This is a genomic window from Brenneria corticis, from assembly GCF_003115855.1.
Lineage (GTDB): Bacteria > Pseudomonadota > Gammaproteobacteria > Enterobacterales > Enterobacteriaceae > Brenneria > Brenneria corticis.
On sequence record NZ_KZ819085.1, the window covers coordinates 71,006 to 85,152 of the forward strand.

The window sequence follows — 14,147 nt, forward strand, 5'->3', positions numbered from 1 at the left end:
ACCGTTGATTTTACCGGAGGGGAGTCGAGCGAAAAACGTGAGGCTTGATGAGGCCTCACACCATAAGCAATCGCCTTTACTTGCGGACGGGAGGTTCGCCGCGCAGCAGGCCGGAGGCGCCGTCGGAGTAGTCGCGCGGCGGCATATCGACCGGAACCTGATCGTTGTCCGCTTCCGCCTCGGTTAAGCGATATTTAAACGGATTATCCTGGCCGGGAAGATCCGGCAGCAGACTGCTGGAGCTTTTGGCCATGTGCTGGTAAAGCTGACGGTAATCATTCGCCATATTATCCAGCAGCTCCGCGCTGCGGGCGAAATGCCCGACCAGCTCCTGACGATACTCTTCCAGTTCGGCTTTGCTTTTCTCCAGTTCGTGCTGCAGCGTCTGTTGTTGGCGCAGCTTACGATTGCCAAAACGCATGGCGACGGCACCAATGATAATACCGGCGACTAAACCAATCAGCGCATACTCCCAAGTCATAAGGACTCCTATTTTGACTTCGTTGTTCCGTAGGGTTTTTCACTTAATAATAGTCACTATAACCGTTAACCTTGTCCGAGTGGAATCCTGAAGCGCGATGGCTTAGGGTAATGTCGGCCGATATCTGGCATCAAGGTGGTTAACTGCTACGATTACGACTCAAATCGACGGTAACGCGCAACAAAACGCGATTAAATTTTTTCTCAGGGATTGCGACCATTATGCAGCAGACAACACCGTTGGCGCTTTACCGGCAAGCGCTGTCAGCCGGGGAATATCAGCCCGACGAAGTACAGCATCAAACCGTGGCGCGCCTGGAGACCATCCATCAGGCGTTGTGCGAGCGCGCGGCGCGCTCCGCCGGCGGGCCGGGGAGATGGCGCGCGTGGCTGGGATTAAGCGATAAACGCGTCGCGGCTCCGGTCCAGGGGCTATATATGTGGGGCGGCGTGGGGCGCGGCAAAACCTGGCTGATGGACCTGTTTTTTCACAGTTTGCCGACGGAGCGAAAATTGCGGCTGCACTTTCACCGCTTTATGCTGCGGGTGCACCAGGAACTGAACCAGCTCCAGGGTCAGGAAAACCCGCTGGAGAAGGTCGCCGATGGCTTTAAAGTCGAAACGGACGTGCTCTGTTTCGATGAGTTTTTCGTCAGCGACATTACGGACGCCATGCTGCTGGCCGAACTGCTGCGCGCGCTGTTTTCCCGCGGCATCACCCTGGTGGCCACCTCGAACATTCCGCCGGACGAACTGTATCGCAACGGCCTGCAGCGGGCGCGTTTTCTGCCGGCGATTGAACTGATCAAGCAGCATTGCGAAGTGCGTAACGTCGACGCGGGGATTGATTACCGCTTACGGACGCTGACGCAGGCTCATCTCTATCTGACGCCGCTTGACGCGCAGACGGAAGCGACGATGCGGCAGATGTTTACCCGCCTGTCGGGGCAGCCGTGGGTGACGCCGGGCCCGGTCCTGGAGATAAATCATCACCCTCTGCCCACCCTCGGCGCGAGCGAGGGCGTGCTGGCCGTCGACTTCGCCACGCTGTGCGCGCAGGCGCGCAGCCAGAACGATTACATCGTCCTGTCGCGCCTTTATCACAGCGTGCTGCTGCACAACGTTACGGTAATGGGCGGCGCGGAGGAGAATACCGCCCGCCGTTTTCTGGCGCTGGTGGATGAGTTTTACGAGCGGCGGATTAAACTGGTTATTTCCGCGCAGGTATCCATGTTCGAGCTTTATCAGGGAGAGCGTCTGAAGTTTGAGTACCAGCGCTGTTTATCGCGTCTGCAGGAGATGCAGAGCGAGGAGTATCTGCGCCAGCAGCATCTGGCGTAAAAGGGCGGCGGTTTTTCCCGTTCCGGCGACGAAAAAGGTCGATCTTTGACGGCGACTTCTCTATAATCCTGCGACCCCACGTTACAACAAAGTTTTTTTCCCAAAAACTTTATAGTGCCGGCAATGGCTATTCGAAGGGGTAGGTTTGCTGGACTTGATGGTCGTGTGAGCCTCGACTGTTTTTTAGCGTTTAGGTGAACACCTGCGTGTAACTAATTATTGGGTAAGCTTTTAATGAAAACTTTTACAGCTAAACCAGAAACCGTAAAACGCGACTGGTACGTTGTTGACGCGAGCGGTAAGACCCTGGGTCGCCTCGCAACTGAACTGGCTAGTCGCCTGCGCGGCAAGCATAAAGCGGAATACACTCCGCACGTTGATACGGGTGATTACATCATCGTCCTGAACGCAGACAAAGTTGCCGTAACCGGTAACAAGCGTGCTGACAAGATTTATTACCACCACACCGGCCACATCGGTGGTATCAAACAAGCGACCTTTGAAGAGATGATTGCCCGCCGTCCTGAGCGCGTGATTGAAATCGCGGTTAAAGGCATGCTGCCGAAGGGTCCGCTGGGTCGTGCCATGTTCCGTAAGCTGAAAGTTTACGCGGGCACCGAGCACAATCACGCGGCACAGCAACCGCAAGTTCTGGACATTTAATCGGGATTATAGGCAATGGCTGAAAATCAATACTACGGCACTGGTCGCCGCAAAAGCTCCGCCGCTCGCGTGTTTATCAAACCGGGCAGCGGCAATATCGTTATCAACCAGCGTAGTCTGGAACAGTACTTCGGTCGTGAAACTGCCCGCATGGTAGTTCGTCAGCCGCTGGAACTGGTCGACATGGTTGGCAAATTCGACCTGTACATCACCGTTAAAGGTGGTGGTATCTCCGGTCAGGCCGGGGCGATCCGTCATGGTATCACCCGCGCGCTGATGGAGTACGATGAGTCTCTGCGTGGCGAACTGCGTAAAGCAGGCTTCGTGACTCGCGATGCTCGTCAGGTTGAACGTAAGAAAGTCGGTCTGCGTAAAGCACGCCGTCGTCCTCAGTTCTCCAAGCGTTAATTTCCTGCTGCGCTGCAGCGAAATCAATGCGAAAAAACCCGGTGCTGGTCGCCGGGTTTTTTTATGGCGGGCTATATCCCTGCCCGCACCCTTTGGGCCGTTGCGGGGCGACGTTTAAAATCGCTCCCGGCGATTTTTTTATGGCGGGCTATCCTTTCTGAAAAAATAATCTTTATTTTCCGTGGGTTAATGATGAAGTCGCGCTTATATCCCCACAGAACGAACAAAATCTGATAAACTATTCGCCACTTTTGTGCCTGTTTCCCAGCGAGTCGCTTTTTCCGATATCGAGTGACAAAAACGCAGAATATGGGCTTGCAGAACAGTAGCAGATCGGTTATTCGCCGTATTTTCTCGATAAACTTGGAGGTTTTCATGGCTGTCGCTGCCAACAAACGTTCGGTAATGACGCTGTTTTCTGGTCCGTCCGACATTTTTAGCCATCAGGTCCGCATCGTACTGGCGGAAAAAGGGGTGAGTGTCGAGATTGAGCAGGTAGACCTGGATAATCTGCCGCAGGATCTTATTGACCTCAATCCTTATGGTTCGGTTCCGACGCTGGTCGACCGGGAACTGACGCTCTATGAATCACGGATTATCATGGAGTATCTGGATGAGCGTTTTCCTCATCCGCCGCTGATGCCCGTCTATCCGGTGGCGCGCGGCAACAGCCGTCTGATGATGCACCGCATTGAGAACGACTGGTATTCTCTGCTGAAAAAAATCATGCAGGGCAGCGCTCAGGAAGCGGATGGCGCCCGTAAACAACTGCGTGAAGAACTGCTGGCGGTTGCGCCGGTGTTCAACGAAGCGCCTTACTTTATGAGCGAAGAGTTCAGCCTGGTGGATTGTTATCTGGCCCCGCTGTTATGGCGCCTGCCGCAATTAGGCATTGAATTGAGCGGTTCTGGTGCGAAAGAATTGAAAGGCTACATGACGCGCGTATTCGAGCGTGATGCGTTTCTCGCTTCCCTGACGGAAGCTGAACGTGAAATGCGTTTGCAAACCAGAGGTTAAACAACATGGCGTTGTCTCAACTATCTCCGCGTCGTCCGTATCTGTTACGGGCTTTTTATGACTGGCTGCTGGATAACCAGTTGACGCCTCATCTGGTGGTCGATATTACTCTGCCGGGTGTTATGGTCCCGATGGAATTTGCCCGCGACGGGCAGATTGTGCTGAATATCGCACCCCGAGCCGTCGGCGGTCTTGAGCTGGCTGATGACAGCGTGCGCTTTAACGCCCGTTTCGGCGGCGTGCCGCGTCAGGTATACGTCCCCATGGCGGCGGTGTTGGCGATTTACGCCCGGGAAAACGGCGCCGGCACCATGTTTGAGCCGGAACCCGCCTATGAATCGACGGGCGAATTCGAGGATTTTCAGGATGAGGACGTCACGGCCAGCACGGTGATGTCGATCGTCGACAATAATCCGGACGCCGCGGATGAAAACGATAATCCCGATGACGATCCGCCGCAGCCTCCCAAGGGAGGAAGACCGTCGTTACGGGTGGTTAAATAAATAGCGGCGCAGATGTGGTTTGACATAATAGAACGAACGCCCCGGCCATCAAGGCCGGGGCGTTCTGCTTATGCCGCGCCGACTTATCCGGCGCTGTTTCTGGCGGTGGTTTTGCAATGCCGGATCGCGCTGCGAATAATGGGATACAGCAGGGTGAACGCGGCCAGGCTCAGCAGAATGGCGGTGATGGGATGGGTGTAGAGAAAATCCATACTGCCGTTGGAGATCGACATGGCGCGGCGGAAGTTGCTTTCCGCCATCGGTCCCAGAATAAGCGCCAGCACCACCGGCGAGGGCGGGAACTCAAATCGGGCCATCACATAGCCGACCACGCCGGCCGCCAGCATGATGCCGATGTCGAAAATGCTATTGTTGATGGCATAGGTGCCGATGACGGACAGCGCCATGATAAGCGGCGTGAGAATCGGCTTCGGAATTTGCAGCATTTTCACAATCAGCTTTAGCGATCCCAACCCCAGGATCAGCATGACGGCGTAGCAGAACAGCATGCCGGCGAAAATGGTGAACACCATGTCGCCATGCTCTTTAAACAGCATGGGACCCGGTTGCAACCCCTGCAACGTCATCGCGCCCAGCATGATGGCGGTGACCGCGTCGCCGGGAATGCCCAGCGTCATCATCGGCAGCATGGCGCCGCCGGTGCAACCGTTCGCCCCCGCTTCGCAGGCGGCGACGGCGGTAATCTCGCCCTTGCCGAAGTTTTCCGGGGTCTTGCTAAAGCGTTTGGCTTCGTTATAGGCGACGAAGGCGCCGATTTCCGCTCCTACGCCGGGGATGGTGCCGATAAAAACGCCGATGCCGGATGAACGCAAAATGGTGGCCAGACAGCGTTTCAGGGTGGCTCTGGTGGGAATAACGCTGCCGATGACGGCGGCGCTCTTTTTCACCAGGTCGGTTTCCGCCATGCTTTTGAACGCTTCCGAGGCGGCGAACAGGCCGATCATCACCGGAATAAAGGGGACGTTCATCAGTTCCGGCATGCCGCCGGTAAACCGGGGGAAGCCGGTCATGGGATCGAGCCCGACGGTGGCGATAAGCAGGCCGATAAAGCCCGCGATAATCCCTTTGATCATCGATTTACCGGCAATGCTGGAGATGATGCTCAGACCGAATATCGCCAGCGCGAAATTTTCCGCCGCGCTGAATTTTAGCGCCACTTTGGCGAGCTGCGGCGCGAGAAAAACCAGCACCAGCACGCTGATGGTCCCGCCGATGGTGGAAGAGATGATGGCGATGCCCAGCGCGCTGCCGCCTTCGCCGCGTTTCGTCAACTCATAGCCGTCAATCGCCGTAGCGGCGGCGGCCGGCGTGCCGGGTATTCTCAACAGAATGGCGATAATCGATCCGCCGTAGACGCCGCCGAAGAACACGCCGCTGATCATCAGCAAGCCGGTGACCGGGTCCATGCCGAAAGTGAATGGCAACAGGATGGCGACGCCCATGGTGGCGGTGAGGCCGGGCAGCGCCCCCACCATAATGCCCAGAAACACGCCGAAGGCGGATAACAGCAGCGCGGTAGGGTGGTTGAACAGCGCGATGAAGCCATCTGCAAGCATAGATAATTCTTGCATATTTTTCCCTCTTTGAGATGCACTGCCGTTTATTCAAACAGCAAACCAACGGGTACGGCCACGTTCAGCCCAAGATAGAAAACGATATATGTCAGCCCCGTAACGGCGGCGGCAATAAGCGGATTCCAGATCTTGTGCCTGAACTCCATGAGCCACATCAGAAAGATCAGATACGGGATCATGGAGACGATGTAACCGAGATAATACATACCGAAAAAACAGGCGAAGGAGGCCAGCATGCCCAGGACGGTTTTCCCATGGCGAATATCCGTATCGGCCTCCGACGGCGGCGGCGGTATGGTAATGCCCGCGCGTTTATGGCGCCTGATGACCGCCAGATTATTAATGATTAATAGCAGCGAGAGCAGTATCAATACGACGGAATAAAACACGGGAAAACGCGAGGGACCGATGTCGGTCGCCAGGCGTGAGGCCGGGAATTTCTGTGCGGCGACGATGGCTGCCAGCGATACCAGAATCAAAACCACACCGATAACCACTTCTATTTTTCGCGCCTTGTCCGGTACGGTGGCGTGCGAATTTTCCGCTACATTGGTCATAGTGATGTTCTCTGATACTAAAAAGTTTCTGTAGCGGCCCGACGGCGCCCGGACAGATTCACGAGCGGGCGCACCGTTAACGGGCCCGGTTTCCGGTTATCGGACGCGCGTGCGCGCCCTGATACGCCGCGTTACTGCGCCAAACCGACTTTGGTCATCAACTCTTTGAAATAGCGGTTATCGCGATCGATTAACTTCTGGAATTCCGCCGCGTCGCGATAATCGAAATTCAGATTGATGCGCCCCAGCGACTCGGCGAAGCGGGGATTCTCCGCCACCTTGCGCGCCGTTTCCGCCAATACCGCCTGGACGTCCTGCGGCGTTCTCTTCGGCACGATAATGCCCCGCCAGGTGCCGATTGACAGGTCGACGCCGTTTTCTTTCAGCGTGGGCACGTCTTTAAAGGCGGCCAGGCGTTCGTCGGCCATGACGCCGAGTATTTTCACCGTTCCGGCCGCAACGTGCGTGGTCACCTCCGCCGCGCTGACGCTCACCGCTTCAATGTGCCCGCCCAGCAGCGCGGTGATGGCCGGCGCCGCGCCGTCATAAGGAATGTTGTTGAATTGAACGCCGGTTTTATCGCCCAGCGCTTCGGCGGCCAAATGCCAAATGGCGCCCGAACCGGAGTTGCCGATGCGGATCTTACCGGGATTGGCTTTGGCGTACGCCATAAATTCGGCAAACGTATTCCAGGGCGCATCGCTTTTTACCGTAATCGCGCCGGGATCGGCGTTCAACAGGGCGATAGCCGCGAAATCGTCGGCATTGAAGTTGACCAGCCCCATGTGCGGCAGCATGGTGATTTCGGCGGTGCCGAGGCCGATTTTATAGCCATCGGGACGGGCGGCCACCAGTTCTGAAAATCCTACGGCGCCGCCGCCGCCGGGTTTGTTGACGATGCCGATCGCTTTGGGCAGATACTCTTTCGCCACGTCGGCAAACGAGCGGGCGACCAGGTCAGTACCGCCGCCGGCGCTGTATGGGACGATCATTTCTATCTGACGGACCGGGTAGGTTGCGGCCAGCGTCGGCGCGGCGGAAAACAGCGTCGAGGCGGCCAGTAGGCCGGTCAATAGATGCGGCAGGATATTGCGATTTTTCATGGTGCACTCCAGTACAGAAAGTAAGTTATTGTTTTATTAGGCGGATGCATGCCAGGCATGTACGAAGGCGGCGGCACGCTCTCCGACGCTGTCAGGCGACATGCCGGGTTTGTAGAGCATGCCGCCGACGCCAAACCCGCTGGCTCCCGCCGCCCGCCAGACGGACAGGGATTCGGGCGTGATCCCGCCCACGGGCAGCAGCGGGATCGTTTTGGGGATCACGGCGCGCCAAGCCTTCAGGATCGACGGCGAAATAGCTTCGGCCGGAAAGATCTTGATGGCGCGCGCGCCGTGGGATAAGGCGCTAAAGGCTTCGCTGGGCGTGGCCGCGCCGGGCAGACTGAACAGTCCCTGCCGGCGAGTTTCCCGGATGACGGCCGGATCGGTGTGCGGCGAAATAATGATTTCGCCATGATGCTGTTTTACCGCTCGCACCTCGTCGTCAGACATGACCGTGCCTGCGCCGACCCAGCAGTCCGGCGGCAGGCTTTGACGCAGCCGGGCGATGCTGAGCAGCGGCTCGGGCGAGTTCAACGGCACTTCGATAAGGCGGAATCCCTCCTGATAGAGACGGCGGCCGACGGCTTCCGCATCGTCCGGGGCGATCCCCCGTAGAATGGCAATCAGTCCCGTTTGCCGCAGCGTGGTTAAGAAATCCATCGTTTAATCCCCTGGTGTTGGAAAATCAACGTTAATCAAACAATCCCGCCAGCCGGGCGATGTACCATAGCCCTTGTTCCGTCGCGCCGGCGGAAATATGGACCGGGTAAGAGCATTCCAGACAGGTCAGCGCGCGAATGTAGCGCTGGCATAGCGCGTCGGAACCGATAAAGGTGAGCGGAATACTCTGCCCCGCGGCGGACGACTGCCTGGACAGCACCGCCAACAATTCGCTGCCCAACAGTAAGCCGGAAAGATAGTCGGGCTGCTGTTGGGCGGTGATGTGTTTGCACAGCAGACGGCTGCGCACGGAAAACAGCGTACCCAGCAGCCCGGCGGTCGCCGCATAACGCCGCGCCGTCGCCACGCCCTGCGCGAAGGCGTCCCAGTCCGGCTGTTCCGGCGGCTGCATGGTAGTGGACAAAATGGTGTGATGCGCCAGCGCGTCGTAGAGATCGCCGGTCATGAATGTCTGGATATTCATAATCCGGTCCTGCGTCACTTCTACCCATTTGGCATGGGTTCCGGGCAGCGCAATCAGCGCTTTTCCCTGCCGTTCGACGGCGGAGCGTAATGGCTCATCGTATTGCAGGGCGCCGGCTATCTGGGTTTCCTCGCCGCGCATCACTTCCGGCAGGGCGCCGTTTTTCCATACGCCGGGCACAACGAAGAAATGCCGGCCGGGAGCGACATCAATGCGGATCAGCTGCCGCGCCAACTGCTGAATATCGCAGGGCGCCTCAATGTACGGGGCCTCCCGCCATCCCTGGGCGCTGCCGATCATACCGCAGGCAATTACCGGGCTGGCGGGCGCGTCGTCCAGCCAGTCGCCGCATGCCTGAAGAAACGCCTGATGAAACGCGCGTTCCCGGTTTTGCGCAGGGTCAGGGAGCTTCATTATGCCGTAGGGCAGGGTTCTTTTTTCTACTGTCTCCCCGTTTTTCCCCAGGCGGCTGGCGCGCAGCATGCTGGTTCCCCAATCCAGCGCAATCAGTGTCGTCATCGTATTTACCTTTCCTGTATTTTTTCGGCCGGCGTTCGGCGGCGCTGATTGAACGAGGTCCGGCTCCACCCCATCTCGATGGAAATGGCGTCGGCATGTTCTTTAACGATATCAATCAGTTCCTCCATACGGCTGTCGGGCATATAAGGCGTAATGCTGGCGACGGAAATGGCGGCGATAATCCGGTTGGTCGCGTCTCGCACCGGGGCGGCGACACAGCGGATGGTGAACTCGTTTTCCTCCAGGTCGAACGCATAACCGCCCTGTGCGTACTTCTGCATGGCGCGAATAAAGGCTTCGATGTCGCGCTGCGGATGGTGCGCCTGAAAGATGGCGCGCCATTCGTCGGCGGAGTCGTCAAGTATGAGCGCCTTGCCGATGCCGGTGAAAGGCAGCGGCATGCGCTGACCGACGCGGGAGCGCATTTCCAGACCGCGCGTGCCGGAAATTTTATCGATATACAGCACATCGTTGCCTTCTCTGATGGCAAGATGCACCGTGTCCTGCGTCTGTTTTGCCAGCGCTTCCAGAGCGGATTGCGCCGCCAGGCGCAGCGGATAGGCATTCAAAGAGCTGGTGCCGAGTTCGATGAGTTTCGGCCCAAGGTAGTAACCGTCCCGCGCCACGTGCCGTAAAAGGTTTTTGCTGATAAGCGCATTGACGAGACGATGCGTTGTGCTGCGCGACGTTCCCGTGTATTCGCCGATAGCTTTTAAATCGCGATGGCCGGCTGCGACGGCATCAATCACCGCCAATCCTCTAAACAGCGTCTGGACGCCGCTGGCGCCCGTAGAATTTTCTTCCTTCATCGCGTTTTCCCGTTATCCGTTCATTGCGCTACTTTTAGCACACGAAAACGGCATACTTTGTGACTCGTCCCGCATAAATCTACAATATGGTTACTCGTCCCATATATAGGGATTTTGTCGGAAAGGGAGTGATATATGGAGAAATACGCAGAGGGGGAGCTACGGCCGTTCTGCCTGCAAAAATTGCGTTAGCGCAGGCGCCGTTTCAATGCGCAATAATCGCGCCAGCCTGTCGTTTTCATCCAGCCAGCACATCAGCGTCTGGATGGTCTGAAGATGCTGTTCGCCGTTGCCGGCCGCCAGCAGGATGAGTAATCCCACCTTTTCATCGCCGGGAAACCTCACGTACTCACGGATGCGCAGCAATGAAAGGTGCGTCATGGCGCTGGTTACACCGTCTTCCGGTCGGGCGTGGGGCAGCGCAAACCCTGGGCTGAGCAGATACCAGGGACCGGTTTGTTCCGTTTCCCGGATAATCGCGTCGTGGTAGCCGGGGCTGATCGCGCCTTGCGCAATCAGCGGGCGGGCGCAGAGGATAATGGCGTCGCGCCAGTCGGCGCAGGATTCGACAAACTGACTGGCGCTGAATAACGGCGTTGATGACATGAAGGCTCCAGAAAATAGGGAACGTCTTCTTGCCGACGGCATAGCCAAGAGCGTATGCCGCCGGCGGGCGGACTATTGCGCGTCGGAAACGCTGCGTTCGACGGCCAGAACGGCGGCGCAAATGGCGTCGCCGCTGATGCCGTATTTGGTTTTAAGCTGGCGACTATTGCCCGATTCGGTGAACGTATCCTGAGTGCCGATACGAACCAGCGTTGCCGGCCATTGCCGCGAAGCCATCACTTCCGCGATAAGCCCGCCCAATCCGCCATTGATGGAATGGTTTTCAACGGTGGCAATCACCGGGCAGCCTTTCACCAGCGCAGCGAAAGCCTGCTGATTAAATGGTTTCAGGCAGGCGACGTGAATAAGTCGACCGCGTTTACCCTGCTGACAAAGCTGGTCGTAACCCGCGCTGGCCTGCTCAAGCGCGGTGCCTTCAAACAGGATGGCGAAATCATCGCCGGATTCGCGCACCGCGGCGATGTCGGCGACGCGCGGTTGAACGGATTTATCGCGCACCGGCATCGGTTCGCGCGCGACGCGGATATAGACCGGACCTTTAATGCGCGCCGCCTGTTCAAACGCCTCCGCCACCTCTTCCGCATCGGCGGGGGTAAGGATGGTTAGGCCAGGCAGAACCCGCGTCAGCGCCAGATCTTCCAGCGCGTGATGCGAGGCGCCGTCCGGCCCATCATCCATACCGGGATGGCTCCCAACCAGCTTGATATTGACGCCGCCATAGCAGGCCTGACGTAATTGCGTCCAGGCGGTGCCGGTTACAAACATGGCGAAATTCACGTAAAAGGGAATCTGTCCTTCCAACGCCTGGCCGATGGCAAAGCTCATCGCCGAACCTTCCGCGATCCCCATCTCAAAAAAACGCGCAGGGAAAACGGTCTGAAACTGATCGGTTCGGGTTGAACTGGCCAGATCGCTGTCGATCGCCACCACCGGGTATCCTTTTTCTGCCAATTGAATCAATGCGTTGCCTATTTCATCTCGTGGCGCTTTCATGGCTGTAATTCTCCCATGGCTTGTTGATACTGTTCTGCGGTCGGGGTTTTGGAATGCCAGTCGCCGTTGTTTTCCATATAGCTGACTCCGCTGCCTTTAGTGGTATGGGCGATAATCGCGATCGGTTTGCCCGTAAGGTGGCGCGCAAACCGGAAAGCGGCGGCCACCTGATGCATATCGTTGCCGTTCTGTAATTCCAATACGTGCCAGCCAAAGCAGCGCACCTTGTCTGCCAGTGGTTCCAGATTGACGACCTCGTTGATCGGATCGTGGGAAGAAAAACCGTTGTAATCGATCACCGCGATCAGATTATCCATTTTCATATGGCCGGCCTGCTGGAGCGTTTCCCAGGTTTGCCCTTCGTGCATTTCGCCATCGCCGATAATCGCAAACACCCGATGAGGCTCCTGCTTGCGCTTTTTGGCGGCGGCCATGCCCAACGCGATGGATAATCCCTGTCCCAGCAGGCCGGTAGTGGCATCGACTTCCGGCAGCGTTTTAATGCTGGGGTGCCCCTGCAAACGCGAGTTAATCTGGCGAAACGTGTTGAACTCTTCGCGTTTGACGATCCCAAACTGATGCAGCAGCGCGTATTGCACCGCGACGGCGTGGCCTTTACTCATGACGACCCGACTGCGGCTGGCGGCTTTAAGATCCACTTCGCGGTAATAGATCCAGGTCAGGATATCCGCGATGGACAAGGCGCCGCCGGGGTGACCGATACCGGATTCATAAATCATCGTGACGATGTCGCGCCGCGTCGCGCGAGCGCGTGCCTGAAGCTGTTCAATCTCCATAGTGTCTCCTTATCAAGGCAACATTTTGCCGATGTAGTAGACCAACAGGCCGAGAACCACAAAGTCGGTTTCAGGGAAGCTGGTGCCAGATAGCCCGACTGACTCCATAATCGGATAGATCAATGCAGGCCCGATGCCGATGAGGATGCCGGTAATAAAGCTGCCGACGATCGCGCCTTTCCAACCACCGGATGCGTTACCGAACACGGCGGCGGTGGCGCCGATAAAGAAGTAGGGGATTGCCACGGGGATGATCACCGTTTGTCCCAGTAAGGCCAGTAAACCCATAACGATCAAACCGCCGATGAAGGAGGAAATGAATCCCAGTACTGTGGCGGTCGGGGCATAGGGGAAAACGACCGGGCAGTCCAGTGCGGGTTTGGCGTTGGGAATGAATTTTTCCGAGATGCCGAGGAAGGCGGGCACGATTTCAGACAGCAGCAGACGTACCCCGGTGATGATGATATAGAGCGATGCGGTAAACGTCAGCGATTGAAAAAGTGGGTAGACCAGCCAATGCATCCCGCCCGCCGCCGCTGTGACGGCAGCCTTGCCAGCGGCCAGCGCGGCGATGTAGTAAAAAATGCTGACGGAGATGGAAACCGAAACGATGTAATCTTTAAAAATGCCCAGCCATCCCGGCAGGTTGAGCTTTTCGGTGGATTGCGCCGGATCGCCGACTTTGCTGCCGATCCAGCCTGATGCCGCATAGGCCAGCGTGACGTAGTGACCCATCGCGATTTCGTCGTTGCCGGTGATTTTGCGCATCCAGGGCTGCGCGATGGCGGGATACAGGCAGGAGGCGATGCCGAGCAGAACCGAACCGACGGCAATAGTCAGCAGATCGCTGTAGCCCAGCGCTTTTAGGGTGACGGTTAATAGCGCGGAGAGGTAGAGGTTGTGCTGCCCCGTCAGAAAAATGTATTTAAACGGCGTCAGCCGGGCGAATACCAGATTCCAGATAAAGCCCACTACCATGATGAGCGAAACGCACATGGCAAACTTGGTTTGCGCCAGGCCGGTCAGCGCTTCCGCCAGCGGCATTACGCCTTTCAGACCGAAGCCGGCGCTGAATAGGGACTGGAAATTGCCCAGCGAAGAAACGGCAAGACCGGCGCCTCCGGCAAACACCAGAAAGCCGACGATGGTTTTAAAGGTGCCCGACAGGATCTTTTCTATCGGCTTGCGTTGGATCAGCAGGCCGAGAAGCGCAATAAAACCAACTAATAGTGGGGTAACGCCCAGGATATCGAATACAATGAATCGAAGGAGTTCCATAGTGCCTCCTGGTGAGGTTAGCGACCGTGGGCCCGGACAACTTCAGCCAGTGCCGATGTCATTTCATCTGCGTTCATTAAGTCGGTGATGCCGATGGCCAGGAAGCCGGCGGCCTGTACCTCATCGGTTAGATCTTTCATGGTGATGACGAAGTCGACATCTCGCCAGGTGTTGAGCCCGGAAAGAACATCGTGTTCCAGTTCAATATCCCAACCGTGTTGATCGATAATTTTCTGGGCTTTTATTTTGAGCATTAACGAACTGCCCATGCCGGTACGACAGACGATAAGACCTTTCATAATCTCTCCTAAAA

17 protein-coding genes are annotated in these 14,147 nt (G+C 57.0%); 5 read left to right on the plus strand and 12 right to left on the minus strand.

The window, feature by feature from the left end; all coding sequences use genetic code 11:
* Positions 1-76: 76 nt before the first annotated feature.
* Positions 77-481, minus strand: a complete 405-nt coding sequence (zapG, locus tag DDT56_RS16355; protein ID WP_136167501.1) for a Z-ring associated protein ZapG — start codon at positions 479-481, stop codon at positions 77-79.
* Between the two features lie 221 nt (positions 482-702).
* Here zapG and zapE point away from each other — a divergent pair, with 221 nt between their 5' ends.
* From zapE to sspB, 5 genes are all read left to right on the plus strand, one after another.
* Complete coding sequence (zapE, locus tag DDT56_RS16360; RefSeq protein ID WP_136167502.1) at positions 703-1,821, plus strand: cell division protein ZapE; 1,119 nt, start codon at positions 703-705, stop codon at positions 1,819-1,821.
* 234 nt (positions 1,822-2,055) lie between these two features.
* A complete protein-coding gene (rplM, locus tag DDT56_RS16365) occupies positions 2,056-2,484 on the plus strand; it encodes a 50S ribosomal protein L13 (RefSeq protein ID WP_136167503.1) in 429 nt (142 codons plus the stop codon).
* A gap of 15 nt (positions 2,485-2,499) precedes the next feature.
* Positions 2,500-2,892, plus strand: a complete 393-nt coding sequence (gene rpsI, locus DDT56_RS16370) for a 30S ribosomal protein S9 (RefSeq protein WP_011091939.1) — start codon at positions 2,500-2,502, stop codon at positions 2,890-2,892.
* A 375-nt stretch (positions 2,893-3,267) separates the two neighbouring features.
* On the plus strand, positions 3,268-3,909 hold the full coding sequence (gene sspA / locus DDT56_RS16375; protein WP_136167504.1) for a stringent starvation protein SspA: 642 nt from the start codon (positions 3,268-3,270) through the stop codon (positions 3,907-3,909).
* Between the two features lie 5 nt (positions 3,910-3,914).
* Positions 3,915-4,412, plus strand: a complete 498-nt coding sequence (gene sspB / locus DDT56_RS16380; protein ID WP_136167505.1) for a ClpXP protease specificity-enhancing factor — start codon at positions 3,915-3,917, stop codon at positions 4,410-4,412.
* 83 nt (positions 4,413-4,495) lie between these two features.
* Here the strand turns inward: sspB and DDT56_RS16385 are convergent, their stop codons facing one another.
* The 11 genes from DDT56_RS16385 to DDT56_RS16435 all read right to left on the minus strand — a co-directional run bounded on the left by DDT56_RS16385 (position 4,496) and on the right by DDT56_RS16435 (position 14,133).
* Positions 4,496-6,004: a tripartite tricarboxylate transporter permease gene (locus tag DDT56_RS16385; RefSeq protein WP_136167506.1), complete on the minus strand. Its 1,509-nt coding sequence runs from the start codon at positions 6,002-6,004 to the stop codon at positions 4,496-4,498.
* 29 nt (positions 6,005-6,033) lie between these two features.
* Positions 6,034-6,564 carry a tripartite tricarboxylate transporter TctB family protein gene (locus tag DDT56_RS16390; RefSeq protein ID WP_136167507.1) on the minus strand — a complete coding sequence of 177 codons (531 nt, stop codon included), beginning with the start codon at positions 6,562-6,564 and terminating at the stop codon, positions 6,034-6,036.
* 131 nt (positions 6,565-6,695) lie between these two features.
* Complete coding sequence (locus DDT56_RS16395; RefSeq protein ID WP_136167508.1) at positions 6,696-7,667, minus strand: Bug family tripartite tricarboxylate transporter substrate binding protein; 972 nt, start codon at positions 7,665-7,667, stop codon at positions 6,696-6,698.
* A 36-nt stretch (positions 7,668-7,703) separates the two neighbouring features.
* Positions 7,704-8,327 carry a 2-dehydro-3-deoxy-6-phosphogalactonate aldolase gene (locus tag DDT56_RS16400; protein ID WP_136167509.1) on the minus strand — a complete coding sequence of 208 codons (624 nt, stop codon included), beginning with the start codon at positions 8,325-8,327 and terminating at the stop codon, positions 7,704-7,706.
* Positions 8,328-8,358: 31 nt separating this feature from the next.
* Complete coding sequence (locus DDT56_RS16405; protein ID WP_136167510.1) at positions 8,359-9,330, minus strand: 2-dehydro-3-deoxygalactonokinase; 972 nt, start codon at positions 9,328-9,330, stop codon at positions 8,359-8,361.
* 5 nt (positions 9,331-9,335) lie between these two features.
* Entirely contained in the window at positions 9,336-10,139 is an 804-nt protein-coding gene (locus tag DDT56_RS16410) for an IclR family transcriptional regulator (protein ID WP_136167511.1), read from the minus strand.
* Between the two features lie 159 nt (positions 10,140-10,298).
* Positions 10,299-10,745 (minus strand): PTS sugar transporter subunit IIA, encoded by a 447-nt coding sequence (locus DDT56_RS16415; protein WP_136167512.1) that lies wholly within the window; start codon positions 10,743-10,745, stop codon positions 10,299-10,301.
* Between the two features lie 72 nt (positions 10,746-10,817).
* Positions 10,818-11,759 carry a transketolase family protein gene (locus tag DDT56_RS16420; protein ID WP_136167513.1) on the minus strand — a complete coding sequence of 314 codons (942 nt, stop codon included), beginning with the start codon at positions 11,757-11,759 and terminating at the stop codon, positions 10,818-10,820.
* Entirely contained in the window at positions 11,756-12,556 is an 801-nt protein-coding gene (locus tag DDT56_RS16425; RefSeq protein WP_136167514.1) for a transketolase, read from the minus strand. The genes DDT56_RS16420 and DDT56_RS16425 overlap by 4 nt, the downstream gene beginning before the upstream one ends.
* 12 nt (positions 12,557-12,568) lie before the next feature.
* Positions 12,569-13,834 (minus strand): PTS ascorbate transporter subunit IIC, encoded by a 1,266-nt coding sequence (locus DDT56_RS16430; protein ID WP_136167515.1) that lies wholly within the window; start codon positions 13,832-13,834, stop codon positions 12,569-12,571.
* Positions 13,835-13,851: 17 nt separating this feature from the next.
* Complete coding sequence (locus DDT56_RS16435; protein WP_136167516.1) at positions 13,852-14,133, minus strand: PTS sugar transporter subunit IIB; 282 nt, start codon at positions 14,131-14,133, stop codon at positions 13,852-13,854.
* Positions 14,134-14,147 lie beyond the last annotated feature (14 nt).

Excerpts from the sequence above, each read along its gene's own strand:
- zapG (WP_136167501.1), bottom strand. The coding sequence starts at position 481 with ATGACTTGGGAGTATGCGCTGATTGGTTTAGTCGCCGGTATTATCATT.
- zapE (WP_136167502.1), top strand. The coding sequence starts at position 703 with ATGCAGCAGACAACACCGTTGGCGCTTTACCGGCAAGCGCTGTCAGCC.
- rplM (WP_136167503.1), top strand. The coding sequence starts at position 2,056 with ATGAAAACTTTTACAGCTAAACCAGAAACCGTAAAACGCGACTGGTAC.
- rpsI (WP_011091939.1), top strand. The coding sequence starts at position 2,500 with ATGGCTGAAAATCAATACTACGGCACTGGTCGCCGCAAAAGCTCCGCC.
- sspA (WP_136167504.1), top strand. The coding sequence starts at position 3,268 with ATGGCTGTCGCTGCCAACAAACGTTCGGTAATGACGCTGTTTTCTGGT.
- sspB (WP_136167505.1), top strand. The coding sequence starts at position 3,915 with ATGGCGTTGTCTCAACTATCTCCGCGTCGTCCGTATCTGTTACGGGCT.
- DDT56_RS16385 (WP_136167506.1), bottom strand. The coding sequence starts at position 6,004 with ATGCAAGAATTATCTATGCTTGCAGATGGCTTCATCGCGCTGTTCAAC.
- DDT56_RS16390 (WP_136167507.1), bottom strand. The coding sequence starts at position 6,564 with ATGACCAATGTAGCGGAAAATTCGCACGCCACCGTACCGGACAAGGCG.
- DDT56_RS16395 (WP_136167508.1), bottom strand. The coding sequence starts at position 7,667 with ATGAAAAATCGCAATATCCTGCCGCATCTATTGACCGGCCTACTGGCC.
- DDT56_RS16400 (WP_136167509.1), bottom strand. The coding sequence starts at position 8,327 with ATGGATTTCTTAACCACGCTGCGGCAAACGGGACTGATTGCCATTCTA.
- DDT56_RS16405 (WP_136167510.1), bottom strand. The coding sequence starts at position 9,330 with ATGACGACACTGATTGCGCTGGATTGGGGAACCAGCATGCTGCGCGCC.
- DDT56_RS16410 (WP_136167511.1), bottom strand. The coding sequence starts at position 10,139 with ATGAAGGAAGAAAATTCTACGGGCGCCAGCGGCGTCCAGACGCTGTTT.
- DDT56_RS16415 (WP_136167512.1), bottom strand. The coding sequence starts at position 10,745 with ATGTCATCAACGCCGTTATTCAGCGCCAGTCAGTTTGTCGAATCCTGC.
- DDT56_RS16420 (WP_136167513.1), bottom strand. The coding sequence starts at position 11,759 with ATGAAAGCGCCACGAGATGAAATAGGCAACGCATTGATTCAATTGGCA.
- DDT56_RS16425 (WP_136167514.1), bottom strand. The coding sequence starts at position 12,556 with ATGGAGATTGAACAGCTTCAGGCACGCGCTCGCGCGACGCGGCGCGAC.
- DDT56_RS16430 (WP_136167515.1), bottom strand. The coding sequence starts at position 13,834 with ATGGAACTCCTTCGATTCATTGTATTCGATATCCTGGGCGTTACCCCA.
- DDT56_RS16435 (WP_136167516.1), bottom strand. The coding sequence starts at position 14,133 with ATGAAAGGTCTTATCGTCTGTCGTACCGGCATGGGCAGTTCGTTAATG.